This window comes from Nonomuraea sp. N2-4H (assembly GCF_045291505.1).
GTDB lineage: Bacteria > Actinomycetota > Actinomycetes > Streptosporangiales > Streptosporangiaceae > Nonomuraea > Nonomuraea fastidiosa.
This window is the reverse complement of record NZ_CP147987.1, coordinates 5,569,286-5,594,193: the sequence shown is the minus strand read 5'-3', so window position 1 is coordinate 5,594,193 and position 24,908 is coordinate 5,569,286. Positions and strand designations below refer to the sequence as shown.

Here is a 24,908-nt window from a genome sequence, read left to right as displayed (position 1 = left end):
GCTTTCGAGGGTGGCCGCCCCCCTGCCGCCGATCATGCCGGCGACGGTGTCTCGACGGCTTGAGCCCGGGTGGGGGGTGCTCGCTGACGGCACTCAGTGCCGGGGGCTTCTGCGGATGTCGATGTCCTTGCTCCACTCGCGCAGATGGCGGTCGGCGTCGTCGGCGGAGTAGTGCTTCCTGAGCGCGGTGCTCAGGCCGATGCCGATGGCCCGGCCGTCCGCCGCCTGACCGGGCGGATCACCGAGGAGAAAGCGGAAGAACGCTTTCATCGTCATGCACCTCCAATCGGTGTGGCTCCATCCTCTGCCCGAGGTGTTTCGGAGCACGTGGGCTTGTGTGAACGTCACGTCAACCGGGACCGTTCCCGCGGGCCGGGCCCGATCCGGGGCACTGCGCGGTGGAAGGGAAGCGCTCAGCCGGCCTGGCGGGTGCGGCGGCGGCGCACCGGCTTGGGCGCGGGCTCGACCGGCTCGTTCTCGCGCTGCTTCATGTACGAGGTACGCGTGTGCTCGGTGTGCTCGCGCATGATCTTGGCCGCGCGCCGCTCGTCACCGGCCTCGATGGCGTCGATGAGCGCGGAGTGCTCCTCCCACGAGGCCATGCCGCGCTGGCGGGCCACCGGCGTGTGGTACCACCGCACCCGCCTGGCCACCTGGGCGGCCAGCTCGGCGAGCACCTTGTTGCCCGACAGATCGGTGACCAGCGCGTGCAGCTCGGAGTTGGTGGCAACGGCGGCTTCGACGTCGTCGGACTGCACGGCGGCGATGCCGCGCGCGCACAGCTCGCGCAGCCGCTTCACGCCGTCCTCGCCCGCGTGCTTGGCCGCAAGGCGCGCCGACTCGGTCTCCAGCAGAGCGCGTACGGCGAGCAGCTGGTCGGCCTCCTCGACGGTCGGGACGTGCACGAACGCGCCCTGGCCGGGGAAGAGATCGACCCAGCCCTCACCGCTGAGCTGCTGCAACGCCTCGCGGACCGGCTGCCTGGAGACGCCGAGCAACTCGGCCAGCTCGCTCTCGACGAGGTGCTGGCCCGGCTTGAGCTGCCCGGAGACGATGAGCTCTTGGATAGCCTCGATGACGCTCTCGCGGAGCGTCGCCGGACGGGGGATCTTCGGGGCCGCCGTCTGACCGGCCTGATCCGACAGCAACATGGGTCACGTCTCCAGGGCTGGAATTCGGTTTTTGGTCGACTGCCTACAGCATACCGTCCTGGGGTTCCGCTCGCCCGTGAGTCTCATCACAGTGCGTCATCACGGTGGTCGGTAGGGACGGTGTGAAGGGACGGTTCGGGGGTGGTGCTGAGGACGGTGCCGGAGCGGCGTCCGGGAGGGTCCCGGGGGCGGCGTCCGGGAGGGTGCCGGGGGACGGTGTCCGGGAGGGTGCGGAGGGCTTCGTCACAGCGGGATGGTGGCGGGCAGGCCGGGGATGCGCAGGCGGGGCGTCGCCAGCGCGGGCAGTGCCGCCAGCGCGGCGGCGGCCAGCAGCGCGGCTCCGGGGGCGGTGAGCGCGATGTACGCGAGCCCCGCGGCCATCACCCCCGCCACCGCCTTCGCGCTGTAGACCACGGCGTGGATCTCGGTGGCCCGCTCCGCGCCGAACAGCTCGCGGACGAGGCCGGCGAGCAGCGGGTAGAACGCGCCGCCGCCGAGCCCGGCGGCGATCGCGCCGAGCCACAGCAGGAGCGTGCCGCCCGGCCGCTCGTAGGCGGTCTGCGCGGCCACCGCGAGCAGCACCTGACCGGCGGCGAGCGCGCAGAACACGGCGGACAGCACCCGCCGGCGGCCGTACAGCTCGCAGGCGCGCATGGCGACCGCCCGGCCCGCGCCGTTGAGCGCGACGAGCAGCGCCACCGCGCCCCACGCGCCGGTGGCGGCCACCACGATCACGTCGAGCACCGAGACCGCGCCCGCGCAGACCAGCATCACCGCGAGCGCGGGCAGCGTGCGGGTGCGCAGCGCCTGCGCGAGGCCGAACTGCTTGGCCGACTCGGGCGCCGTGCGCAGGCGCGCCGCGTCGAGCGCGTGGCTGCGCGGGTCCACGTCCTGCGGCCACCACAGGGGAGGAGGCAGGCGCAGATGCCGGGCGGCGGTGGCGAGCACGGCCGTCGCGACCGCGGCGGTGACCAGGAACGCGGCGCCGGTGGCCGCGGGGAACGGCCCGGCCCACAGCAGCAGGGGCACGGCGCCGTAACCGAAGGCGCCGGTGATGAGGCCGACGCGGGCGGCGGGGCGTTCGGGGTACCAGGAGGAGACGACCTCGCCGCAGACCCCGTACACCAGGCCGGCGCCGAGGCCGCCGAGCACCGCGTACCCGGCGAGCGCGGCGGGTGACAGGCCGGAGGTGAGCCCGGCGGTGGCCAGGCCGAGCCCGGTGAGCGCGGCTCCGGCCGCCAGGCACGGCCGCACGCCGAGCCGCCTGCGGCGTACGAGGTGCAGCGCGGGCAGCGCACCCGCGGCCTGGCAGGCGATCCAGACGGCGAGCAGCGTCAGGCCGCCCGCCTGGCGAGTGTGCAGGGCGGCGTAGCCGTACTGGAGCGGGCTGATCACCGCCATCGAGGCCAGGGCCAGCCGGAACATGCACACGCGGTCGGCGGGGACGGGTCCAGGGAGGTACGAGCGCCCCCGCCAGTCCTTGATTGCATTCTCCATACAGTATGGAATATCCAGAATGCCGGAGCCTGTCGAGACCCTAGACGGCGAATACTCCATACGGTATACCGTCTACAAAGGAGGCTCGAATGGACCTGTACGAGTACCAGGCGAAGGAGCTCTTCGGGCGTCACGGGATCCCGGTCCCCGCCGGCCGGGTCGCGGCCACTCCGGAACAGGCCCGCGCGATCGCGGCGGAGCTGGGCACGCCCGTTGTCATCAAGGCCCAGGTGAAGACCGGCGGGCGGGGCAAGGCGGGCGGCATCAGACCGGCGGCGGGGCCGGCCGCGGCCCAGGCGGAGGCCGAACGCGTGATCGGCATGGACATCAAGGGGCACACGGCCCGCCGGGTGCTGGTGGAGGCCGCGACCGTGCCGTTCGAGGAGTATTACGCCGCCTTCCTGGTGGACCGGGCGGAAGGCGCGTTCCTCGCCATGGTGTCGGCACAGGGCGGCATGGAGATCGAGGAACTGGCGGCGCGCGACCCCGACGCCATCGTGAAACTGCCGATCGACCCGGCGACAGGGGTGGACGCCGGCACCGCGCGGCTGCTCGCGGCCAAGGCGGGCCTGCCCGAGCAGACCGCCGAGGTGCTGGAGAAGCTGTGGCAGGTGCTGGTCGCGGAGGACGCGCTGCTGGTCGAGGTGAACCCGCTGATCCGCACCACCGACCAGCGCATCGTGGCGCTCGACGGCAAGGTCACGCTCGACGACAACGCCGCCTTCCGGCACGACCGGCAGGAGTACGCCGAGCGGTCCGACGGCCTGGAGGCCCAAGCCAGGGCCAAGGGGCTCAACTACGTCAAGCTGGACGGCACGGTCGGCGTGATCGGCAACGGTGCGGGCCTGGTCATGAGCACGCTCGACGTGGTGGCGGGCGCGGGCGCGAACCCGGCCAACTTCCTCGACATCGGCGGCGGCGCCTCCGCCCAGGTCATGGCCGACGGGCTGGAGATCATCCTGGCCGACCCCGACGTGCGGTCGGTGCTGGTCAACGTCTTCGGCGGCATCACGGCCTGCGACGCCGTGGCCAACGGCATCGTCACCGCGCTGCGGCTCCTCGGCGACCGCGGTAACGGCAGGCCCATCGTCGTACGGCTCGACGGCAACAACGCCGAGGTGGGCCGGCGCATTCTCAGCGAGGCCAGGCACCCGGCGGTACGCCAGGTCTCCACCATGGACGGCGCCGCCGAGATGGCGGCACGACTCGCGGCAGGTGCGTAATGGCGATCTTTCTGACCAAGGACAGCCGGGTGCTCGTGCAGGGCATGACCGGCGCGGAAGGCAGCAGGCACACGGCCCGCATGCTCGCCGCGGGGACCGACGTGGTGGCCGGCGTGACCCCCGGCAAGGGCGGGCGCTCGGTGGACTTCGGCGAGCGCACGGTGCCGGTGTTCGGCTCGGTGGCCGAGGCCGTCGCCGAGACCGGGGCCGATGTGTCGGTGGTGTTCGTGCCGCCGCGCTTCACCGCCTCGGCCGTGGAGGAGGCGATCGAGGCGGGCGTGCCGCTCTGCGTGGTCATCACCGAGGGCGTGCCGGTGCACGACGCCGTACGCCTCCGCGCGCTGGCGCGCGGGCGCACCAGGATCATCGGGCCCAACTGCCCGGGACTCATCAGCCCGGGACAGTCGTCGGCCGGGATCATCCCCGCCGACATCACCTCCGCCGGCCGCATCGGGCTGGTCTCCAAGTCGGGCACGCTCACCTACCAGCTCATGTACGAGCTGCGCGACCTCGGCTTCTCCACCGCCGTCGGCATCGGCGGCGACCCGGTCGTGGGCACCACGCACATCGACTGCCTCCAGGCGTTCCAGGACGACCCGGGCACCGACGCCATCGTGATGATCGGCGAGATCGGCGGCGACGCCGAGGAGCGGGCCGCCGCCTACATCGAGCAGCACGTCACCAAGCCCGTCGTCGCCTACGTCGCGGGCTTCACCGCGCCCGAGGGCAAGACCATGGGGCACGCGGGCGCGATCGTGTCCGGCTCGTCGGGGACGGCGCAGGCCAAGAAGGAGGCGCTGGAGGCGGTCGGCGTACGGGTCGGGAAGACGCCGTCGGAGACGGCGCGGCTGCTGCGCTCGGCCCTGTCCAGGGCGGCGGCGTCGTGATCCGGGTTCCCGAAGGGGTCGCGTTCGACGTCAACCTGTCGATCCTGTTCACCGGCCTGCCGCTGCTGGAACGCCCCGCAGCGGCGGCCAAGGCCGGGTTCGGCGCGGTCGAGCTGTGGTGGCCGTTCGGCGGTCCAGACCCGAGCGGCGCCGAGCTCGCGGCGCTGCGCGCGGCCGTCGAGGACGCCGGGGTGCGCCTGGTGGCGCTCAACTTCGACGCCGGCGACATGGCGGCGGGCGAGCGCGGCCTGCTGGCCAGGCCCGGCGGCTCGGCCCGCTTCCAGGCGAACATCGACGCCGCCGTACGCCTGGCCGGCGAGCTGGGCTGCACGGTGCTCAACGCCCTGTACGGCAACGACCCCGGCACCGACAGGGATCTCGCGGTGGCCAACCTGCGCAGGGCGGCCGACGCGGCGGCGGACATCGGCGCGACCGTCGTCGTCGAGGCGCTGAACGGCCACGAGAACCCGCACTACCCGATCACCTCGTCGGCCGCCGCGTTCGAGCTGATCGGCCAGGTGGACCGGCCCAACGTGGCGTTCCTCGCCGACCTGTACCACCTGCACAGGATGGGCGAGGACGTGCTCGCGCTCATCGACCGGCACGCCGGCGCGTTCGGGCACGTGCAGATCGCCGACGACCCCGGCAGGGGAGCGCCGGGCAGCGGGCGGATGCCGTACGGGGAGATCTTCGAGCGGCTGGCGGCGGCGGGCTACCGCGGCCACGTCGGCCTGGAGTACCGGCACGAGGGGCCGGGCGCGTTCGACTGGAGGCGCACATGAACATCGGGTTCATCGGCTTGGGGATCATGGGCGGCCCGATGGCGGCCAACCTGCTCAAGGCCGGATTCGCCGTGAAGGGCTACGACGTCAGCCCCGCGCGCGTGGAGCATCTCGCCGGACGCGGCGGCAAGGGCGCGACGGGCGTGGTCGACGCGGTGGCCGGCGCCGACGTGGTGATCACCATGCTGCCCGACTCGCCGCAGGTGGAGGAGGTCGCGCCGCTCGTCATCGAGTACGGCAAGCCGAACCTGCTCTACATCGACATGAGCACGATCAAGCCGGAGACCTCGCGCAAGGTGGCCAGGCGGGCGGCGGCCGTCGGCGTACGCGCGCTCGACGCCCCGGTCAGCGGCGGCGAGCGCGGCGCCGTGGACGGCACCCTGTCGATCATGGTGGGCGGCGCGCCCGAGGACGTGGAGGCCGCCAGGCCGGTCCTGGAGCGCCTCGGCACGACCGTCGTGCACGTGGGCCCGGCAGGGGCGGGACAGACCGTCAAAGCGGCCAACCAGCTCGTCGTGGGCGGCATCTACGGCCTGGTGTCGGAGGCGATCGTGCTGCTGGAGGCGTCGGGCGTCGATCCGGCGGCCGGGCTCGACGTGCTGGCCGGCGGCCTGGCGGGCTCGCGGATCCTCGACCTCAAGCGCCACACCATGGTCAAACGGGAGTTCACCCCCGGCTTCCGCATCGACCTGCACCACAAGGACATGGGCATCGCCCTGGACGCGGCCCGCGCCGCCGGGGTCAGCCTGCCGCTCACCGGGCAGGTCGCCCAGCTCGTCGCGGCGGCCAGGGCGCAGGGGCACGGCTCGCTCGACCACTCCGCCCTGCTCAAGGTGATCGAAAGGCTGAACGCATGAAGCGAGTGCCCTGCATGGAGGCCGTGGTCGCGGTGCTGGAGTCGGAGGGCGTCGACACCGTCTTCGGCATCCCGGGCGCGGCCATCCTCCCGCTGTACGCCGCGCTCCAGCACAGCTCGATCCGGCACATCACCGTACGGCACGAGGAAGGCGGCACCCACGCGGCCGACGGCTGGGCCCGGGCGACCGGCAACGTCGGCGTCTGCATCGGCACGTCGGGCCCCGCCGGCACCAACATGATCACCGGCCTCTACACGGCGCTCGCCGACTCGATCCCGCTCATCTGCGTCACCGGCCAGGCCGCCAGCACCAAGCTGCACCAGGAGGCGTTCCAGGCGGTGGACATCGTGGAGGTCGCCAGGCCGGTGACCAAGTGGGCGGTGCAGCTCAGGGAGCCCGCGCAGGCGCCGTGGGTGTTCAGGGAGGCGTTCAGGGTCGCCCGCTCGGGACGTCCCGGTCCTGTGCTCATCGACCTGCCGATCGACGTGCAGCGCGGCACCTGCCGGTACGACCGGGAGCTGGACGCGCCGCTGCCCGTCCCCGTGCCCGAGCCGCTGCCCCGGTCCGTGCGCGCGGCCATGGACCTCGTCGAGGAGGCCAGGCGGCCGATCATCCTGGCCGGCGGCGGCGTGATCATCGCGAACGCGTGCGACGAGCTGCGCGCGCTGGCCGAGCACCTTCAGGTGCCGGTGCAGGTGACGCTCATGGGCAAGGGCGCCTTCCCCGAGGACCACCCGCTGTTCGCCGGGATGGCCGGCATCCAGACGCAGACGCGGTGGGGCAACGCCGCGTTCCTGGAAAGCGACCTGGTGCTGGCCGTGGGCGCCCGCTTCGGCGACCGGCACACCGGCGACCTCGACGTCTACCGGCGCGGCCGCAGGTTCGTGCACGTGGACATCGACCCGCTGCAGATCGGCCGGGTCTTCGAGCCCGACCTCGGCGTCGTCGGGCACGCCAGGCCGGTGCTCGCCGCGCTGCGCGACGAGGCACGCCGCCGCGGCGGCCCGCGCGAGCCGGGCAGGTGGGTGCGCCGGGTCGCCGAGCTGCGCGGCACGCTCACCCGCAGAGACGACTTCGACGAGGTGCCGATCAAGCCGCCCAGGGTGTTCAAGGAGATCAACGAGTACTTCCCGCGCGACACCACGTTCGTCACCGCGATCGGGCTCTACCAGATCTGGTCGGGCCAGTTCCAGAGGACGTACCTGCCGCGCCGCTACCTGGTCTGCGGGCAGGCCGGGCCGCTGGGCTGGGAGGTGCCCGCCGCCATGGGCGTCAAGCTCGCCCATCCCGAGCGGCAGGTCGTCGCGGTGGCCGGCGACTACTCCTTCCAGTTCCTCATGGAGGAGGTTGCGGTGGCGGCGCAGTACCGGGTGCCGTTCGTCATCGTCATGATCAACAACGAGTATCTCGGGCTCATCAGGCAGGCGGAGCTCCCGTACGGCATGAACTACGCCGTCGATCTGCACTACGGGGAGGGCGGCATCGACCATGTCAAGGCGATGGAGGCGTTCGGCTGCCCGGCGCGCCGGGTGGAGCTGCCCGGCGACATCCGCGACGCGCTGGCATGGGCGAGCGCGGAGTCGGCGCGCGAACGGCTGCCGGTGCTGGTGGAGGTGATGGTGGAACGCGAGGCCGACGCCGCCATGGGGCCGGCGCTCGACGCCGTCGAGGAGTTCGAGCCGCTGCCCGAGCTCATCACCGCCGACTGGTCGGACTGAGGAGGGAGGTCACCATGCGGCTCAAACCAGGGACGTCCTGGCAGGAGGCGTACGAGCGGTGCCGCCGCGTCGCCCCCGAGGCCTTTCACGACGACCGCGTGCTGAACCACTGGGGCGGCATCTGGCACCGCGACGGGCGTCCGGTGCCCGGTTTCTCGCCGCTCGACGGCACCGCCATCGCGGGACCGCCCCGGCTCGACAGGGCAGGCGCCGGCCGGGCGGTGGCGGGCGCGGTCGACGAGCACCGCCGCTGGCGCCACACGCCGCTCGCCGAGCGCAAGGCCATGGTGGCGGCGGCCGTGGAGTCGATGGCCGCCCACCGCGACCTGCTGGCACTGCTGCTGGTCTGGGAGATCGGCAAGCCGTGGCGGACGGCCTGCGCCGACGTGGACCGCTGCCTCGACGGCGTCCGCTGGTACGTCGAGGAGATCGACCGCATGGTGGCCGGGCGCGCCCCGCTACCGGGCCCGGTCAGCAACATCGCGAGCTGGAACTACCCGATGAGCGTGCTCATGCACGCCATGCTCGTGCAGGCGCTCGCGGGCAACGCGGTGATCGCCAAGACGCCCACCGACGGCGGGCTGTGCTGCCTCACCCTGGCCTGCGCGCTGGCCGTGCGCGAGGGGCTGCCGTTCACGCTGGTCAGCGGGGGAGGGGCGGAGCTGTCCCCGGTGCTCGTCGGCTCGGCCGCGCTGGGCTGCGTGTCGTTCGTGGGCGGCAGGGACGCCGGCGCCAAGGTGGCGACCTCGCTGGCCGGGCTCGGCGGGCTCGGCCGGCGGCACGTGCTGGAGCAGGAGGGGCTCAACTGCTGGGGCGTGTGGGAGTACGGCGACTGGGACCTGCTCACCAGGCAGATCCGCGCCACCTTCGACTACGGCAAGCAGCGCTGCACCGCCTACCCGCGCTTCGTCGTGCAGCGCTCGCTCTTCCACGAGTTCCTGGCCGCCTACCTGGAGGCGGTGCGCTCGCTGCGCTTCGGGCATCCGCTGGCCGTGGCCGAGGCCGGCGACCCGCTGCCGGAGCTGGACTTCGGCCCGCTCATCAACGCCTCCAAGGCCAAGGAACTGGCCGATCAGGTGGACGAGGCGGTGGCCAGGGGCGGGGTGCCGGTGTACCGGGCCGCACTCGACGACGGATGCTTCCTCCCCGGTCAGGATATTTCGGCGTACTTCGCACCGACGGCGCTGCTCAACCCGCCCCCGTCGTCGCCGCTGCACCACGCCGAGCCGTTCGGGCCCGTGGACACGATGGTGCTGGTCGACACCGAGGCCGAGCTGCTGGCCGCCATGAACGCGAGCAACGGCGCCCTCGTCGCCACCCTGTCGTGCGATGAGGAGGCGACCTTCCAGCGGCTCGCGCCCGAGGTGCGCGCGTTCAAGGTCGGGCACAACCGGCCGCGCTCGCGCGGCGACCGCGAGGAGCTGTTCGGCGGGCTCGGCGCGTCGTGGCGCGGCGCGTTCGTGGGCGGCGAGCTGCTCGTCCGCGCCGTCACCGTTCCCGTCTCCGGCGGCTCGGACGACGAGCGCCTGCCGGGCAACTTCCCCGGCTATACGCTGCTGCCCTGACCACCTGAGGTGTCAGAGCGCGCCGAAGCGGGTCGCCGCCAGCAGGACGAGGAACGTCAGCATGGCGACCCGCAGCAGCTTGCCGCCCGCGCCCAGCGACGGCCACGACAGATACGCCAGCCAGCCGATGAACGCGAGCACCGGCAGCACCGCCACGCCGCCGAGCGGGTTGGTCACCGCGAACCCGGCCAGCAGCAGCATCACCATCACCGCCGGCGTCACCCAGCGGGGCACCTGCGTGAACAGGTATGTGATCGGCACCGCGCTGCGCTGCTCCACCGCCTTGCGCAGCCCGGTCGCGCCCGGCGTGAAGAACCGCTCGCCCGGCGGCAGCGGGCGCTGCTTGCCGCCGCGGATGTCGTCGCGCTTGTCCGCGCGCCTCTTCTCAGGGGCCACGCCGCGAAGCCTACGGGAGTTCGCGCGACTCGTGGGGCCTGCACCTCTAGGCTGGTCGGGTGCTCGCCGTGATCCGATACACCGTCCCAGAGTCCCAGTCCCAGGACTTCGTCAAGCAGGGCCAGACCATCCTCGACACCTTCGCGCAGCAGCCCGGCTACCGGCGTGGCAGGCTCGCCCGCTCGGTCGACGAGCCCAACCTGTGGGCGCTGATCTCGGAATGGGAGGGCGCCGGCTTCTACCGCAGGGCCCTGTCGGCCGCCCGGATGGTGATGTATCCGCTGATGATCCTCATGCTGAACGAGCCCAGCGCGTACGAGGACGTTTACACGTATGACGCCCAGGACGCCCAGGACGCCCCTGACACCTCCTCCGGGACGAGTGATTAGTCGCGCGCGAGAGCAGCCGACCGTGCCCTAAGCTGGGAGCTCATCGAATCACCCTCGCCGACCTCCAGCCGGAAAGAGAATCAACCAAAATGGCACGACGCACCGACGTCATCGACACCATCGTCAGCCTCGCCAAGCGCCGCGGGCTCGTCTACCCGTCGAGCGAGATCTACGGCGGACTGCGCGCGTCGTGGGACTACGGTCCACTGGGCGTCGAGCTGAAGAACAACGTCAAGCGGCAGTGGTGGCTGTCGATGGTCCAGTCCCGCGAAGACGTCGTGGGCCTCGACTCGTCCGTCATCCTGGCGCCCGAGGTGTGGCGCGCGAGCGGCCACGTCGACACCTTCACCGACCCGCTGACCGAATGCCTGTCCTGCCACAAGCGCTTCCGCGCCGACCACCTCATCGAGGCGTACGAGGAGAAGAACGGCAAGGCCCCTGAGGGCGGCCTGGCCGACATCACCTGCCCCAACTGCGGCAACAAGGGCACCTTCACCGAGCCCCGGCAGTTCAGCGGCCTGCTCAAGACCTTCCTCGGCCCGGTCGAGGACGAGTCGGGCCTGGCCTGGCTGCGGCCCGAGACCGCGCAGGGCATCTTCATCAACTACCTCAACGTCCAGCAGTCGGCGCGCAAGAAGATCCCGTTCGGCATCGGCCAGATCGGCAAGTCGTTCCGCAACGAGATCACGCCGGGCAACTTCATCTTCCGCACCCGCGAGTTCGAGCAGATGGAGATGGAGTTCTTCGTCAAGCCCGGCACCGACGAAGAGTGGCACCAGTACTGGATCGACGAGCGCTACCGCTGGTACTCCGACCTCGGCATCAGCAAGGACAACCTCCGGCTCTACGAGCACCCCAAGGAGAAGCTGTCCCACTACTCCAAGCGCACGGTCGACATCGAATACCGCTTCAACTTCGCCGGCTCGGAGTGGGGTGAGCTGGAGGGCATCGCCAACCGCACCGACTTCGACCTGTCGGCCCACGCCAAGGCGTCCGGCGTCGACCTCAGCTTCTTCGAGCAGGAGAGCGGCGAGCGCTACATCCCGTACGTCATCGAGCCCGCGGCCGGTGTCGACCGCGCCACGCTGACGTTCCTGCTCGACGCCTACAGCGAGGACGAGGCGCCCAACGCCAAGGGCGTCATGGAGAAGCGCACGGTGATGCGGCTCGACCACCGGCTCGCGCCGGTCAAGGCCGCGGTGCTGCCGCTGTCGCGCAACGCCGACCTTTCGCCCAAGGCGCGCGACCTGGCCGCGCAGCTGCGCCGCCGCTGGAACGTCGAGTTCGACGACGCGGGCGCGATCGGCCGCCGCTACCGCCGCCAGGACGAGATCGGCACGCCGTTCTGCATCACGATCGACTTCGACACCCTGCAGGACAACGCGGTGACGATCCGCGAGCGCGACTCGATGGCCCAGGAGCGCATCTCCATCGAGGGCGTCGAGTCCTACCTGCGCCAGCACCTGAACGACTGACCCGCCGAGGGTCGCTTCGAGGGCCGCTCGCCGTTGTGGCGGGCGGCCCTTTCACGTCCCTGTGCGGGGGCGGCGTCCTGGGGCGTGACACCGGCATCCCGGAGCGTAGACCGGCCTCCCGGAGTCCCTCCTGGGCGCAGACCGGCCGGCCTCCCGGAGCGCAGGTCGGCGTCTCGGGGCGTACACCGAAAATTTGTATAAAGACGACGGTTACGCTGCTTTTCGCGGTCGCCTGATGACATTCGTCCTAAGCCGATTACCGGCACATACGAGGGACGAGGGATTCATGCGTAAACCACGTTTCGCTCTTACGTTGCTCGCCGCGGCCGCGCTGATGATGACGGGCGGCGCCGCGTTCGCCGAACCGGAGCCATCGGCCCTGGAGCTGCGGGTCGTCGTGGACGACTGCCGGCACGGGAGCGTGCAGCCATGACCGACCCCGCACTGCTCGAACGCGCCCTGTTCGAGATCAAGCGCGTGATCGTGGGTCAGGATCACATGGTCGAGCGCCTGCTCGTCGCCGTTCTCGCCAAGGGTCACTGCCTGCTTGAAGGCGTGCCCGGCATCGCCAAGACGCTCGCCGCCGAGACCACCGCCACGGTGGCCGGCGGCACGTTCGCGCGCATCCAGTTCACGCCGGACCTGGTGCCGGCCGACATCGTCGGCACCAGGATCTACCGGCCGTCGTCCGAGACGTTCGACGTCGAGCTCGGACCCGTCATGGTCAACCTGCTGCTCGCCGACGAGATCAACAGGGCGCCCGCCAAGGTGCAGTCGGCGCTGCTGGAGATCATGGCCGAGGGGCAGGTGAGCATCGGCGGCACCACGTACGAGGTGCCCCGGCCGTTCCTGGTGCTCGCCACCCAGAACCCCATCGAGTCCGAGGGTGTCTACCACCTGCCCGAGGCGCAGCGCGACCGCTTCCTGCTCAAGATCGACGTGGACTATCCCAGCGAATCGGAGGAGCTGGCGATCGTCTACCGCATGAGCGTGGACCCGCCCGCGCCCCAGCGCATCCTCGGCCCCGAGGAGGTCATCGCACTCCAGCGCCGGGCCGAGGAGGTCTTCGTGCACCACGCGGTCGCCGAGTACGCCGTCCGCCTGGTGTACGCCACCCGCGACCCCGACAGGTACGGCATCCCCGAGGTGGGCCGGCAGCTCGCCTTCGGCGCCAGCCCCAGGGCCACGCTCGGCCTGCTGGCCGCAGGGCGGGCGCTCGCGCTGCTGCGTGGGCGCGACTACGTGCTGCCCGAGGACGTACGCGATCTCGCGCACGACGTCATGGCGCACCGGCTCGTGCTCTCCTTCGACGCGCTGGCCGACGGCGTCATGCCCCGGCAGGTCGTGGACCGCGTGGTGGCGGCGGTGCCCCTGCCGGTCGTCACTCCCCAGCAGCGGGCCGGCACGCAGCCGGGCACGCAGCCGGGCATGCGGCCGGACATGCGGCCGGACATGAGAACGGACGCCGCATGAAGCCGTACCTGATGGCCGAGCCCGCGCTGCGCAGGCTCGAGCTGACGATCACGAGGAGGCTGGATGGGCTGCTCCAGGGCGAGCACATGGGCCTGGTGCCGGGTCCGGGCAGCGAGCCCGCGGAGTCGCGGGCGTACCGGCCGGGCGACGACGTGCGGCGGATGGACTGGAACGTCACCGCGCGCACGAACGAGCCCCACGTCCGTGACCTGGTCGCGGACCGGGAGCTGGAGGTATGGGCGCTGCTCGACGCCACCGCCAGCATGGACTTCGGCACCGTCGCGATGGAGAAGCGCGAGCTCGCGCTGTCCGCGCTGGCCGCGATCGGCTTCCTCACCCAGCGCACCGGCAACAGGATCGGCGTCCACGTGCTGCACGGTGGCGGGGTCAGGACGCTGCCCGCCAGGACGGGCAGGCCGCACCTGATGGCGCTGCTCCAGGCGGCGTTCGCGCTGCCGCGCACCCCGCCCGGCGTGGCCGAGCCGCTGCTCGGCGTCGCCGCCGAGCACCTCGGGCGGCTGACCAGGCGGCGCGGCATGGTCGTCGTGCTGTCGGACTTCCTCGACTCGCCCGAGACCTGGGAGCCGCCGCTGCGCCGCCTCACCGCCCGCCACCAGGTGCTGGCCGTGGAGGTGATCGACCCGCGCGAGCTGACGCTGCCGCACGTCGGCATCCTCACGGTGATCGACCCGGAGTCCGGACGGCGGCGCAAGGTCGCCACCGGCAGCTCCCGGCTGCGCCGCAGGTACGCCGAGGCCGCGCTCGCCCAGCGGGACGCCGTCTCCGCCGGGCTGCGCAGGGCCGGGGTGACCCACATGCGGCTGCGTACCGACCGGGACTGGGTGCGCGACCTGGTCAGGCACGTCATGCGGCAGCGCCGCCTGGCCGCCCTGGCCGCCGGCCCCACCAGGCACGGACACGCTCCCATGAGCGGAGGAGGAGGTGACGCGGCGTGACCCTCATCGCGCCCCTCTGGCTGCTGCTGCTCATCCCGGTGGCGCTGCTCGCGGTCACGTACGTCATCGTCGCGCTGCGCAGCAGGACCGCGTACGCCGTCCGCTTCGCCAACTACGACCTGCTCGACAAGGTCGCGCCGCGCCGGCCCGGCTGGCGCAGGCACGTGCCCGCGGCGGCGCTGCTGCTCATGTTCGCGCTGCTCGTGGTCGGCTTCGCCCGGCCGACCGCCGAGGTGCTGGTGCCTCGGGAGCGGGCGACCATCATGGTGGCCTTCGACGTGTCCGCGTCCATGGGGGCCACCGACGTCTCGCCCAACCGGTTCGAGGCGGCCAAGCGGGCGGCCGACCAGTTCGTCCAAGGGCTGCCCGAACGCTTCAATCTCGGGCTGGTGTCGTTCTCCGGCTCGGCCTCCGTCGCGGTGCCGCCCACCACCGACCGGCAGGCCGTACTGACCGCGCTCGATCGCCTCGGCACCGACTCGGGCACCGCCATCGGCGAGGCCGTCTTCACCTCGCTGGAGGCGATCGCCGCGCTCGACAGCGAGGAGGAGGCGCCGCCCGCGCACATCGTGCTGCTGTCGGACGGCTCCAACACCACCGGCCGCACCGTGGGCGAGGCCGCGGCCGAGGCGTCCGCGCGCGGCGTCCCGGTCACCACCATCGCGTACGGCACCCCGGACGGCGTCATCAGCCTGTCCGGGCGCGACGTACCGGTCCCGGTGGACGGGCCGGCGCTGCAGAGCCTCGCCGAGACCGCGGGCGGCGGCTTCTACGAGGCCGCGAGCGGGGACGAGCTGCAGGCCGTCTACGAGGACATCGGCACCTCGGTCGGCTACCGCACCGAGCGTCAGGAGGTTTGGCAGTGGTTCGTGGCGGCGGGGCTGATCTGCGGGCTGGTGGCGGCGGTGACGTCGATGCTGTGGTTCTCGAGGCTGCCATGAAAGGCATCGGCTCGCCGTCAGGTCCCGACTTCCGCACCCCGCCCGCCGTCCGTCCGGGTCCGTCCGCACCGTCCGCCGCCCCTTCAGCATCACCCGCCGACGAGTCCCGCCCCGAGGGGAAAGCGCCTCGCCGCCTCTTCCCCCGCCGCACCCCCGCCCCCGGGACCTCCGCTTCCGGCACTTCCGCCGCTGGTCTCGTCGGCTCCTCCGCTTCCAGTCTCTCGGCCGCAGAACGCGCCGGCTCCTCCGCCGCCGGCGCTTCGGCCTCCAGTGCCTCCGCCTCCGGTTTCTCCGCCGCAGGGTCCGTCGGCTTCTCCGCCGCCGGCACCCCTGGCACAGGGCCCGTAGGCGTCACGGCTGCAGGGCCTGCAGGCGCCTTCGCCGTAGGGACCACCGGCACCTCTGCCGCGGGTTCCGCTGGCGCGGAACACGGGCCGGGACCGGGTACCGCGTCAGGGCCAGGAGCCTTGCCGAAGCCGAGACGCGGCACGGGCCTGAGCGCCGAGCCAGACGCTAGAACCGGCACAGGCGCAGGACCCGCGTCCGTGGCAGGCGCACTGGGCTCGAAAGAGGCACCCGGTTTGCGAGGGACACCGCGCTCAGGGGCACCGGGCGCGGCAGGGCCGCCGGGCGCGGGCGGCGGGCCGGGCGGTGGTGCCGGTGTGCAGGCGGGGTGGGTCGCCGGGCACCTGCCCAGCTCGTTGCCGCCCCGGTCGCGGCGCTCCGCCACGGGCTCCCCCTACGCGGGTGCGTCGCCTCTGGGGTCGGCCGGTGCAGGCGGGACGTCGGCGGGGGCCTCGCCTGCGGGCCAGTACCCCACGGGGCCGTACGCGACGGGAACCGCGCCTTCGTGGGCGGCCCCCTCGGCGGCCGGAGCAGGGGCCGGGATAGGCGCGGTGGGGCCAGGTGCAGGCGGACCGGGTGCGGCCGGGCCAGGTGCAGGTGGGTCAGGTGCGGGCGGACCAGGTGCGGGCGGGGTAGGCATGGCCGGGACAGGCGGTCAGGCCGGTCCTTCGGCTCCGGGCCGGGGACGGGGGCTGGCGGCGGCAGCACTGGTGGCCGTGCTCGCCGGAGCCGCAGCAGGCGGGGCCGCAGGGGTCCTGGCGGGGACGCGACCGGTGGGGGAGCCGGCGGGGCCCGGCGGCGCTGCCGAGGGTGGCGCCCGCACCGTCCACACCCCCGACGGGGCTGAGCGCGACGGCGGCCCGCGTGCTGCCCAGCGTGGTCTCGATAGAGACGCGCACCGCGGGCGGCTCCGGCTTCGTCGTGGACGACCGCGGCCACATTCTCACCAACGCCCACGTGGTCGCGGGCAACACCCGGGTGACGGTGGTGCTCTCCGATGGCAGACGCCTGACGGCCAGGGTGGCGGGCGCGGACGGCGACGAGGACCTGGCCGTCCTGGAGGTGGACTACCCGGGCGAGCTGACGCCTGCGACGCTGGGCCGTTCGTCCGACCTGTCGGTGGGCGACCAGGTGCTGGCGATCGGCTCGCCGCTGGGCCTGTCGGGCACGGTGACGGCCGGCATCGTGAGCGCCCTCGACCGGGAGGTACGCCTCGGCAGCGCCCGCCGTACGGCGGTGCAGACCGACGCCTCCATCAACCCCGGCAACTCGGGCGGCCCGCTGGTGAACGCCCGAGGCGAGGTCGTCGGCGTGAACACGGCGATCGCTGCGGGCAGGGGCGGAGGCAACATCGGCATCGGGTTCGCCATCCCGATCGACAGGGCGGCGCCGATCGCTGAACGCATCATCCGAAATTAGGGTTCAAAGTATGCGACTGCTGGTGGTGGAGGACGAAGAGGACCTGGTCGACGCGATGCGCGTCGGCCTGGTCCGGGCCGGGTACGCGGTGGACGTCGCCTACGATGCCCCGGCCGCGCATGAGAGGCTGCAGGTCAACACCTACGACCTGGTGCTGCTCGACTTGAACCTGCCGGGCGGCGACGGTTTCGAGCTGTGCCGGTCGCTGCGCGCCGCGGGCAAGGGCGTGCGGATCATCATGGTGACCGCCCGCGACCGGCTGGACGACCGGGTCAGGGGTCTCGACGAGGGCGCCGACGACTACCTGGTCAAGCCGTTCGCGTTCCCCGAGCTGCTGGCCAGGGTGCGGGCGCTGCTGCGCAGGGACATCACGGGCGGCACGTCGGTGCTCCAGGTGGGCGGCCTGCGGATCGACACCGCCCGGCTCGAGGTGACGCTGAACGGCCGGGCATTGGCGCTCACGCCCAAGGAGTACGGCGTGCTGCACTACCTGATGACCAGGCCGGGACACGTCGTCTCCACGGAGGAGCTGCTCGAACACGTCTGGGACGAGCACGCCGACCCGTTCACCAACACCGTCCGGGTCACGGTCGGCAACCTGCGGCGCAAGCTCCAGGAGGACGGCCTGATCGAGACCGTGATCAGCCGGGGTTACCGGCTCAAGGAGCCCGTGTCGTGATCCACACCATCCGCTTCCGCCTGACGGTGCTCTACTCGGGCCTGCTGTTCGTGCTGGCCGCGCTGGTGCTCGGCGGCATCTATTTCGCCGTGTCGAAGACGACGCAGGAGCGGCCGATCACGACGCAGTACGCCAAGGCCTACAGCGGCAACCAGTACCTGGGCAGGCGTGAAGTGGTGTTCGTGGAGGAGGTCGAGAACGCGGTCAACGTCGCGACGCTGGCGACGCTGCGCGAGTACTCGCTGCTCACCCTGGCCGGCCTGTACGTCGCCAGCCTCGGCATCGGCTGGGTGCTGTCCGGCCGGGTGCTGCGGCCGGTGCGGTCGATCACCCGTACGGCGGAGGAGATCCAGGCCACCGATTTGACGCGGCGCATCAGGTTGCGCGGCCCGCGCGACGAGCTGAAGGACCTGGCCGACACCATCGACACGATGCTCGACCGGCTGGAGGAGGCGTTCAGCGCGCAGCGGCAGCTCATCGACGACGCCTCGCACGAGCTGCGCAACCCGCTGACCATCATCAGGGCGAACGTGGACGCCGTGCTCGCCTCTCCCGACGCCAGCGAGGAGGAGCGGGCACGGGCGGTGGCCATCGTGGACCGCGCGACCACCCGGATGACGACGCTGGTGGAGGACCTGCTGGCCACGGCCAGGCGGCAGGGCACGGCGTTCGCGGACACGGATCTCGACCTGGCGACGGTGGCGGGGGAGGCGTGCGAGGAGTACACCGCTCCCGCGGCCGCCCGCGACGTGACGATCGTCCGCGAGCTCGGCAGCGGCCTCGGCATGATCGGCGACGCCGACGCGCTGCGGCGTGCGGTGGCGAATCTGCTGTCGAACGCCGTTCGTTTCTCCCCGTCCGGCGGCACGGTCAGGGTGGGCGCGGGCCGCATGGGCGGCTGGTTGTGGGCGGCGGTCCGCGACGACGGCCCCGGGCTGCGGGAGGCGGATCAGCAGCGGGTGTTCGACCGGTTCTGGCGCGGCGAGTCCAGCCGCCGCGACCGGCACACCGGGCTGGGGCTGGCGATCGTACGGCAGATCGTGGAGTCGCACGGGGGCCGCGTGGCGGTCTTCTCCCGGCTCGGCCAGGGCGCCACGTTCGTGCTCTGGCTCCCGCCCAGCGAGGGCGCCGGAGACGCGCCCCCTGAGACGAACCCGCTGGCGCGCTCTGTGGCCTGAGACGGGACAGGGCCGGCGCGGGACCCGACCTGAGGGTCACGCGCCGGCCCTTTCGTGTGTACGGACGCGCCCAGGCCCGGGGTGACCGCCGCGTTCCCGACATGGCTTAGCAGGCCGACGAGCCTTTGTGCCGGGTGGTGACGAGCGCCTTCCAGTAGCAGTGTGACCTGTTTCTCATCCGCCACTCGCCTTTCTCAAGAATTGGTGTAAACCAATTGGTCTAATCCAATTCTTCGGCTATGACCCTTCAAATTGGATTAGACCTGTCATACCGTGTTTACCAGCACAAACGACGACTTAACGGAGGGGTGTAGTTTCATCATCAATTTCACCGGTAGAGTCCGGTTCAGAGGCGTTCGATTGGAGCTGTGGTGGCCAAGTACGTTTACGATTTCACCGAGGGCAACAGGAATCTCAAAGATCTTCTCGGCGGTAAGGGCGCCAACCTCGCCGAAATGACGAACCTCGGGCTGCCCGTTCCCCCGGATTCACGATCACCACCGACGCGTGCCGCCACTACCTGGCGGAAGGCTCCCTGCCCGACGGCCTGGAAGAGGAGGTCGCCGAGCATCTCGCGGCGCTGGAGTCCCGGATGGGCAGGAAGCTCGGACAGGCCGACGACCCGCTGCTCGTGAGCGTACGTTCAGGGGCGAAGTTCTCCATGCCCGGGATGATGGAGACCGTACTCAACATCGGGCTCAACGACGAGTCGGTGCACGGCCTCGCCAAGCAGTCGGGCGGCAACGACCGTTTCGCCTGGGATTCCTACCGCAGGCTCATCCAGATGTTCGGCAAGACCGTGCTCGGCATCGACGGCGACCTGTTCGAGAACGCGCTCGACAGGCTGAAGGGCCGCCGCCAGGACACCGACCTGGACGCCGGCGAGCTGCAGCGGCTCGTGGAGACGTACAAGGGCATTGTGCGCGAGCAGACCGGAAAGGACTTCCCGTCCGACCCGCGCGAGCAGATGCGGCTGGCCGTCATGGCGGTCTTCGACTCCTGGAACGCGCCGCGCGCCATTCTCTACCGCCGCCAGGAGCGCATCCCCGCCGACCTCGGCACCGCCGTCAACATCATGGCGATGGTCTTCGGCAACTACGGCGACGACTCCGGCACCGGCGTCGCCTTCACCCGCGACCCCGGCTCGGCAGGCAGGGCGTGTACGGCGACTACCTGCAGAACGCCCAGGGCGAGGACGTGGTGGCCGGCATCCGCAACACCATGCCCCTGCAGGAACTCGAACGCATCGACCCGAACTCCTACCGCGAGCTCCTCGGCATCATGGAGACGCTGGAGAACCACTACCGGGACCTGTGCGACATCGAGTTCACCATCGAGCGCGGCAAGCTGTGGATGCTGCAGACGCGGGTGGGCAAGCGCACGGCCGCGGCGGCGTTCTGCATCGCCACGCAGCTCGTCGACCAGGGCCTGATCACGATGGACGAGGCCGTCACCCGCGTCACCGGCGACCAGCTCGCGCAGCTCATGTTCCCCCGCTTCGACAGCGGCGCGGAGAGGCAGCGGATCGCCAAGGGCATGAACGCCTCTCCCGGCGCCGCGGTCGGCAAGGCGGTCTTCTCGTCGGAGCGCGCCGTCGAGCTGGCCGGGCAGGGTGAGGATGTCATCCTGGTACGCCGCGAGACCAACCCCGACGACCTGTCCGGCATGATCGCCGCGAAGGGCGTCCTGACCAGCCGCGGCGGCAAGACCTCGCACGCCGCCGTGGTGGCCCGCGGCATGGGCAAGACGTGCGTGTGCGGGGCCGAGGAGCTGGAGGTGCAGACCGCCGAGCGGCGCTTCACCGCCCCCGGCGGCGTGGTGGTCGCCGAAGGCGACGTCATCTCCATCGACGGCACCACCGGCGAGGTGTTCCTCGGCGAGGTCCCGGTCGTGCCGTCGGCCGTGGTCGAGTACTTCGAGGGCGACGCCGAACCGGCGGACGACCTGGTGAAGGCCGTGGACCGCATCATGCGGCACGCCGACGGCGCCCGCAGGCTCCGGGTGCGCGCCAACGCCGACACCCCCGAGGACGCCGCCCGCGCCCGCCGCTTCGGCGCTCAGGGCATCGGGCTCTGCCGTACCGAGCACATGTTCCTCGGTGAGCGGCGGCAGCTCGTGGAGGACCTGGTGCTCGCCACCACCGACGAGGAGCGCCAGGCCGCGCTCGACGCGCTGGAGCCGCTGCAGAAGGCCGACTTCATCGGCATCTTCCGCGCCATGGACGGCGCCCCCGTGACCATCAGGCTCATCGATCCGCCGCTGCACGAGTTCCTGCCCGACCTGGTGGAGCTGTCGGTCAAGGCCGCCACCCAGGAGGCCACCGAGAAGGATCGCCGCCTGCTCAGCGCCGTCAAGCGCCTGCACGAGCAGAACCCGATGCTGGGCCTGCGCGGCGTGCGCCTCGGCCTGGTCATCCCCGGCCTGTTCGCGATGCAGGTCAGGGCCATCGCTCAGGCCGCCAAGGAGGTGCCTGGCGCGCGTCCCGAGATCATGATCCCGCTGGTGGCGACCGTCCAGGAGCTGGAGTCCGTACGGGAGGAGGCCGTCAAGATCCTCGCGGAGACCGGCGTGGACGCGCTCATCGGCACCATGATCGAGGTGCCGAGGGCGGCGCTCACCGCGGGCCAGATCGCCGAGTCCGCCGAGTTCTTCTCCTTCGGCACCAACGACCTGACCCAGATGACGTGGGGCTTCTCCCGCGACGACGTCGAGTCGTCGTTCTTCCACCGCTATCTCGACCTCGGCATCTTCGGGGTGTCGCCGTTCGAGAGCATCGACAGGGACGGCGTCGGGCGGCTCATCGAGATCGCCGTGGCCGAGGGCCGGGCCGCCCGGCCGGATCTGCACCTCGGCATCTGCGGCGAGCACGGCGGCGACCCCGACTCGGTGCACTTCTGCCACGACGTGGGCCTCGACTACGTCTCCTGCTCGCCGTTCCGCATCCCGGTGGCGCGGCTGGAGGCGGGGCGCGCGGCGCTGTCCGAAAGCGACTCCGACACCCGCTGAACCGCTGAGACCACTGGCGTCGGCGCCCGAATCCCCGGCGGGCGCCGACGCCGGTCCCGCCCATCCCCCTTCAAGAGCCAGCCCGGCTGTCACGTTCTGCTGTGCCGAGTGGGGAGGTGTCACAGCGAGGCGAGGAAGTCCTCGAGGACTCTGTTGTACTCGTCCGGCCGTTCCATATTCGGGTAGTGGCCGGCGTTCTCGATCGTCACCGAGCGCCCGCCGGCGGCCGTGGTGGCGAGCCGTTCGGCCATCGCGATGTGGTCGGGGGAGTCCAGCGCGCCGTGCACGGCCAGCACGGGCACGCGGATCGAGCCGATCCGCCGCCAGGTGTCGGTCACGGGCACGACGTGGTTCGGCTCGCCCACGGCATGCTTGCTCATCGTGCCGCGCGCCATCGCGCGCAGCCGCCGCACCACCTCGGGGTCGAGGCCGGCGGGGTCGCGGCCAGGGCCGATGCCGAGCGTCAGGTGCCCTTCGACCGAGCCCTCAAGGTCGCCCGCGGCCATCGCGCCGTGCCAGGCGGCCAGCGCCCGCAGGGTCCACGGGTCCTCGAAGCACGGCTCGCTCGTCCCCGCCCCCGTCACCACCAGGGCCCGCACCAGGTCGGGGTGCTCGAGGGCCGTGTCCACCGCGAGTCCCGCCCCCATGGAGACTCCCACCAGCACGGCCGGCCCCGTGCCGAGGTGGCGCAGCAGGGCGGCGAGGTCGTCGGTCAGCCGGTACGGCCCGTCGGCGTTGGGTGAGCGGCCGTGGCCGCGCGCGTCGTACGCGATGACCCGGTGGCGCTCGGAGAGCACCGGGATCTGGTCGTCCCACATCGTGTGGTCGAGAAAGCCGCCGTGCAGCAGGACGACGGGCATGCCGGTGCCACGCTCGATCCAGAACAGACCCATCATGACAACCAAGGTGTCATGTTCGCGTGAGAATGACAACTAAGGTGTCATATCGCCGGGTGAAGGCGTTCGGGATGACAACTGAGGTGTCATGATGGGAGGGTGAGTGAGGCGGCACGGCAGCCGGTGACCGACCGGCTCACCGAGGTCTTCGACCTGGTGGGCCCCCTCTACCGGCGCGCCCAGCGCAAGGTGGAGCAGGATGCGCCCATCGAGGGCCTGTCGGTCGGAGTGCGGGCGGTGCTCAACATGCTGCGTGACCTCGGCCCCATGACCGTCCCGCAGATGGGGCGGGCGCAGGCGCTGAGCCGCCAGTTCGTACAGCGCATGACCAACGACGCGATGGCGCGTGGGCTGGTCGAGACGGTGCCCAACCCGGCGCACAAGCGCTCGTCGCTGATCCGGCTGACCGGCAAGGGGCGGGCCGCCATCGACGCGGTGATCGCGCGCGAACGCGCGGTGCTGCGGCAGGTGGGCGCCGACCTGACCGAGGCCGAGGTCGATGCCTGCCTGCGCGTGCTCTCGCGGCTGCTCAGGCTGCTCGACGACGTCGACGTGGACTGAGCGGGCCGCAGGGGGTCACGTTCGTACAGGCTCGTCGTCCCAGACGAGGGGCGTCGTCGTGCCGGTGGCCCAGTCGTGGCGCAGGATCGCGTACGCGATGCAGGCGTGCACCGACCCGTCGGGAGACGGCCACGCCTCGCGGTAGTGGGCCTCCTTGATGTAGCCGCACGCGCGGAAGACGGCCCGCATCGCCGCGTTGTCGCCGCGGGTCTGCCCCTCCACCCGCCGGATCTCCGGGAACTCGTTGAACAGGTACTCCGTCAGCCAGCGCACCGCCGCCTTGCCGAGCCCGCGTCCCCGCCACTTGGAGCTGATCCGCAGGTCGAACATGGGCGTGGGGTCGGTGAGGTCGGTCAGCCTGATCAGCCCCGCTCGTTCGCCGTCGGCGAGCAGCCAGAACGTACGGTTGTCGGCGTCGTCGTAGACACCGGACGCCACCCGCTGCCTGATCGCGTCGGGCTCTGGGACGCTGGCGTGGAACGGCCACGGGCTGGACATCAGGAAATCGACCAGCTTCTCGTTGTCCTCTGGTGCCAGCCGCTTGTATTCGATCTGCACCCGGCCATCGTCATGACCGGCCGTACGCGCGGTCAACCGAATAAATCCGGCCAGAACCGTACGGACGCGGCCATCAGGCGGGCGCGCCGCCCCCGGAGAAGAAGGGCGGCGCGCGGCGTGCGAGGTCAGCTCAGGATCGGGCAGGCCGGGCAGCAGCGCGTACTCGCCGGCGGGCAGGCGGCGGGGAGGCGGGCAGTGTGACGGTCCGGTCGACTCCCCGCTGAGGTCAGGCGTCGTCCGAGGGGACCACGAGCCGCATCGCCGCCCGGTCGTTCCCGCCGACGATCACCGCGCCAGGCCGCGCCTGCGACACCCACGTGTCGGGCATGACGGACGGCGCGAGCACCCGATCGTAGGGCGCCCGCTCCGGGCACCCGCGCGCCGGGTCGCCGACGATCAGGTGGGGGCGCACTCCGGCGGCCACCAGGTTCCGCCACGCGTCCTCGGCCACCGCCGCGTCGCCCTCGACCGACGTCACGCTGCCCGACTCGCCCGTCAGCCGGCACAGCAGCGCGGTGATCCAGCCGCTGCCCGTGCCCACCTCGAGGATCCGCTGACCGGGCTGCGGATCGAGCAGTTCGAGCAGGTCGACGACACAGCTCGGGGCGAGCATCACGCAGCGGTAGGAGCTCGAGCCCTTGGGGCTCGGCGTGGCGATCGGCCGTCCGGAGTAGACGGCGTCCCACCAGGCGGTCGGATCGTCGTCGCGGTCGATCGGCCGCGCGCCGTCGTCTTCGAGCACCAGCCCGCGTGAGGGAACGAACCAGTGGCGCGGCACCTTGCGCAGCGCCTGCTCGATCGCGCCCGTCGCGCGCGGCCGGCGCTCGGCGATGGCCGCGAGCATCTCCTCCAGGCGCCAGGCGATGTGCGGAAGCATCGCCCGGGCCCCGCCGTCCTGCCTGCTCACATGGCCTCCTCCAGGCCGTCCGTATGCTAACGGTGACCGTAAGGCCACG

The 24,908-nt window shown here is 71.8% G+C and carries 23 protein-coding genes and 1 pseudogene; 17 read left to right on the top strand and 7 right to left on the bottom strand.

The features are described 5' to 3' along the window. Nucleotides 1-93: 93 nt before the first annotated feature. The 3 genes from WBK31_RS25570 to WBK31_RS25560 form a co-directional block, all read right to left on the bottom strand. Complete coding sequence (locus WBK31_RS25570) at nt 94-270, bottom strand: hypothetical protein (RefSeq protein WP_364056807.1); 177 nt, start codon at nt 268-270, stop codon at nt 94-96. 143 nt (nt 271-413) lie between these two features. Further along, nucleotides 414-1,151: a GntR family transcriptional regulator gene (locus WBK31_RS25565; RefSeq protein WP_364056804.1), complete on the bottom strand. Its 738-nt coding sequence runs from the start codon at nt 1,149-1,151 to the stop codon at nt 414-416. Nucleotides 1,152-1,394: 243 nt separating this feature from the next. Beyond that, a complete protein-coding gene (locus WBK31_RS25560) occupies nt 1,395-2,648 on the bottom strand; it encodes an MFS transporter (protein ID WP_364056801.1) in 1,254 nt (417 codons plus the stop codon). A gap of 89 nt (nt 2,649-2,737) precedes the next feature. Here WBK31_RS25560 and sucC point away from each other — a divergent pair, with 89 nt between their 5' ends. From sucC to WBK31_RS25530, 6 genes are read left to right on the top strand one after another with little or no spacing between them, the layout of a single operon-like run. Then, on the top strand, nt 2,738-3,871 hold the full coding sequence (gene sucC, locus WBK31_RS25555) for an ADP-forming succinate--CoA ligase subunit beta (RefSeq protein WP_378787157.1): 1,134 nt from the start codon (nt 2,738-2,740) through the stop codon (nt 3,869-3,871). Next, complete coding sequence (gene sucD, locus WBK31_RS25550; RefSeq protein WP_364056795.1) at nt 3,871-4,758, top strand: succinate--CoA ligase subunit alpha; 888 nt, start codon at nt 3,871-3,873, stop codon at nt 4,756-4,758. Before sucC ends, sucD begins: the two co-directional genes overlap by 1 nt. Continuing rightward, on the top strand, nt 4,755-5,540 hold the full coding sequence (locus tag WBK31_RS25545; protein WP_364056792.1) for a TIM barrel protein: 786 nt from the start codon (nt 4,755-4,757) through the stop codon (nt 5,538-5,540). The genes sucD and WBK31_RS25545 overlap by 4 nt, the downstream gene beginning before the upstream one ends. Continuing rightward, nucleotides 5,537-6,397: an NAD(P)-dependent oxidoreductase gene (locus tag WBK31_RS25540; RefSeq protein WP_406673295.1), complete on the top strand. Its 861-nt coding sequence runs from the start codon at nt 5,537-5,539 to the stop codon at nt 6,395-6,397. Before WBK31_RS25545 ends, WBK31_RS25540 begins: the two co-directional genes overlap by 4 nt. Further along, a complete protein-coding gene (gcl, locus tag WBK31_RS25535) occupies nt 6,394-8,115 on the top strand; it encodes a glyoxylate carboligase (RefSeq protein WP_406673294.1) in 1,722 nt (573 codons plus the stop codon). Before WBK31_RS25540 ends, gcl begins: the two co-directional genes overlap by 4 nt. 14 nt (nt 8,116-8,129) lie before the next feature. Then, the gene (locus WBK31_RS25530; protein ID WP_364056783.1) at nt 8,130-9,680 is read left to right on the top strand and encodes an aldehyde dehydrogenase family protein; all 1,551 of its coding nucleotides are present in this window, start codon (nt 8,130-8,132) and stop codon (nt 9,678-9,680) included. Nucleotides 9,681-9,692: 12 nt separating this feature from the next. On the opposite strand, the gene WBK31_RS25525 is transcribed toward WBK31_RS25530, so the two are convergent. Next, nucleotides 9,693-10,076, bottom strand: a complete 384-nt coding sequence (locus tag WBK31_RS25525; RefSeq protein WP_406673293.1) for a DUF6703 family protein — start codon at nt 10,074-10,076, stop codon at nt 9,693-9,695. A gap of 59 nt (nt 10,077-10,135) precedes the next feature. On the opposite strand from WBK31_RS25525, the gene WBK31_RS25520 reads away from it, so the two are divergent. From WBK31_RS25520 to ppdK, 10 genes and pseudogenes are all read left to right on the top strand, one after another. Next, a complete protein-coding gene (locus WBK31_RS25520) occupies nt 10,136-10,465 on the top strand; it encodes an antibiotic biosynthesis monooxygenase family protein (protein WP_364056777.1) in 330 nt (109 codons plus the stop codon). Nucleotides 10,466-10,554: 89 nt separating this feature from the next. Further along, entirely contained in the window at nt 10,555-11,940 is a 1,386-nt protein-coding gene (locus WBK31_RS25515) for a glycine--tRNA ligase (protein WP_364056774.1), read from the top strand. A gap of 286 nt (nt 11,941-12,226) precedes the next feature. Then, nucleotides 12,227-12,373, top strand: coding sequence for a hypothetical protein (locus WBK31_RS25510; protein WP_364056771.1), 147 nt, complete (start codon nt 12,227-12,229; stop codon nt 12,371-12,373). Further along, entirely contained in the window at nt 12,370-13,413 is a 1,044-nt protein-coding gene (locus WBK31_RS25505) for an AAA family ATPase (protein WP_406673292.1), read from the top strand. The genes WBK31_RS25510 and WBK31_RS25505 overlap by 4 nt, the downstream gene beginning before the upstream one ends. Continuing rightward, on the top strand, nt 13,410-14,369 hold the full coding sequence (locus tag WBK31_RS25500; protein WP_406673291.1) for a DUF58 domain-containing protein: 960 nt from the start codon (nt 13,410-13,412) through the stop codon (nt 14,367-14,369). The genes WBK31_RS25505 and WBK31_RS25500 overlap by 4 nt, the downstream gene beginning before the upstream one ends. Beyond that, on the top strand, nt 14,366-15,310 hold the full coding sequence (locus WBK31_RS25495; RefSeq protein ID WP_378787166.1) for a VWA domain-containing protein: 945 nt from the start codon (nt 14,366-14,368) through the stop codon (nt 15,308-15,310). Before WBK31_RS25500 ends, WBK31_RS25495 begins: the two co-directional genes overlap by 4 nt. A 1,155-nt stretch (nt 15,311-16,465) precedes the next feature. Further along, nucleotides 16,466-17,074: a S1C family serine protease gene (locus WBK31_RS25490; protein WP_406673290.1), complete on the top strand. Its 609-nt coding sequence runs from the start codon at nt 16,466-16,468 to the stop codon at nt 17,072-17,074. Nucleotides 17,075-17,084: 10 nt separating this feature from the next. Further along, nucleotides 17,085-17,753, top strand: coding sequence for a response regulator transcription factor (locus tag WBK31_RS25485; RefSeq protein ID WP_364056756.1), 669 nt, complete (start codon nt 17,085-17,087; stop codon nt 17,751-17,753). After that, nucleotides 17,750-18,931 (top strand): HAMP domain-containing sensor histidine kinase, encoded by a 1,182-nt coding sequence (locus tag WBK31_RS25480; protein WP_364056753.1) that lies wholly within the window; start codon nt 17,750-17,752, stop codon nt 18,929-18,931. The genes WBK31_RS25485 and WBK31_RS25480 overlap by 4 nt, the downstream gene beginning before the upstream one ends. A gap of 371 nt (nt 18,932-19,302) precedes the next feature. Further along, nucleotides 19,303-21,937 (top strand): annotated as a pseudogene (gene ppdK, locus WBK31_RS25475) (pyruvate, phosphate dikinase). Nucleotides 21,938-22,056: 119 nt separating this feature from the next. Here the strand turns inward: ppdK and WBK31_RS25470 are convergent. Beyond that, nucleotides 22,057-22,833 carry an alpha/beta fold hydrolase gene (locus WBK31_RS25470; protein ID WP_406673289.1) on the bottom strand — a complete coding sequence of 259 codons (777 nt, stop codon included), beginning with the start codon at nt 22,831-22,833 and terminating at the stop codon, nt 22,057-22,059. A gap of 99 nt (nt 22,834-22,932) precedes the next feature. Between WBK31_RS25470 and WBK31_RS25465 the strand changes: the two genes are divergently transcribed. Beyond that, a complete protein-coding gene (locus WBK31_RS25465) occupies nt 22,933-23,394 on the top strand; it encodes a MarR family winged helix-turn-helix transcriptional regulator (RefSeq protein ID WP_378787168.1) in 462 nt (153 codons plus the stop codon). Between the two features lie 15 nt (nt 23,395-23,409). On the opposite strand, the gene WBK31_RS25460 is transcribed toward WBK31_RS25465, so the two are convergent. Both WBK31_RS25460 and WBK31_RS25455 read right to left on the bottom strand, forming a co-directional pair. Then, nucleotides 23,410-23,952: a GNAT family N-acetyltransferase gene (locus tag WBK31_RS25460; protein ID WP_406673288.1), complete on the bottom strand. Its 543-nt coding sequence runs from the start codon at nt 23,950-23,952 to the stop codon at nt 23,410-23,412. 226 nt (nt 23,953-24,178) lie between these two features. Beyond that, nucleotides 24,179-24,859, bottom strand: coding sequence for a hypothetical protein (locus tag WBK31_RS25455; RefSeq protein ID WP_364056738.1), 681 nt, complete (start codon nt 24,857-24,859; stop codon nt 24,179-24,181). Nucleotides 24,860-24,908 lie beyond the last annotated feature (49 nt).

Bases quoted from the DNA above. Each gene is read 5' to 3' on its own strand.
- WBK31_RS25565 (WP_364056804.1), bottom strand. From the start codon at position 1,151: ATGTTGCTGTCGGATCAGGCCGGTCAGACGGCGGCCCCGAAGATCCCC.
- WBK31_RS25500 (WP_406673291.1), top strand. From the start codon at position 13,410: ATGAAGCCGTACCTGATGGCCGAGCCCGCGCTGCGCAGGCTCGAGCTG.
- WBK31_RS25570 (WP_364056807.1), bottom strand. From the start codon at position 270: ATGAAAGCGTTCTTCCGCTTTCTCCTCGGTGATCCGCCCGGTCAGGCG.
- WBK31_RS25485 (WP_364056756.1), top strand. From the start codon at position 17,085: ATGCGACTGCTGGTGGTGGAGGACGAAGAGGACCTGGTCGACGCGATG.
- gcl (WP_406673294.1), top strand. From the start codon at position 6,394: ATGAAGCGAGTGCCCTGCATGGAGGCCGTGGTCGCGGTGCTGGAGTCG.
- sucC (WP_378787157.1), top strand. From the start codon at position 2,738: ATGGACCTGTACGAGTACCAGGCGAAGGAGCTCTTCGGGCGTCACGGG.
- WBK31_RS25510 (WP_364056771.1), top strand. From the start codon at position 12,227: ATGCGTAAACCACGTTTCGCTCTTACGTTGCTCGCCGCGGCCGCGCTG.
- WBK31_RS25470 (WP_406673289.1), bottom strand. From the start codon at position 22,833: ATGATGGGTCTGTTCTGGATCGAGCGTGGCACCGGCATGCCCGTCGTC.
- WBK31_RS25530 (WP_364056783.1), top strand. From the start codon at position 8,130: ATGCGGCTCAAACCAGGGACGTCCTGGCAGGAGGCGTACGAGCGGTGC.
- WBK31_RS25560 (WP_364056801.1), bottom strand. From the start codon at position 2,648: ATGGAGAATGCAATCAAGGACTGGCGGGGGCGCTCGTACCTCCCTGGA.
- WBK31_RS25540 (WP_406673295.1), top strand. From the start codon at position 5,537: ATGAACATCGGGTTCATCGGCTTGGGGATCATGGGCGGCCCGATGGCG.
- WBK31_RS25515 (WP_364056774.1), top strand. From the start codon at position 10,555: ATGGCACGACGCACCGACGTCATCGACACCATCGTCAGCCTCGCCAAG.
- WBK31_RS25505 (WP_406673292.1), top strand. From the start codon at position 12,370: ATGACCGACCCCGCACTGCTCGAACGCGCCCTGTTCGAGATCAAGCGC.
- sucD (WP_364056795.1), top strand. From the start codon at position 3,871: ATGGCGATCTTTCTGACCAAGGACAGCCGGGTGCTCGTGCAGGGCATG.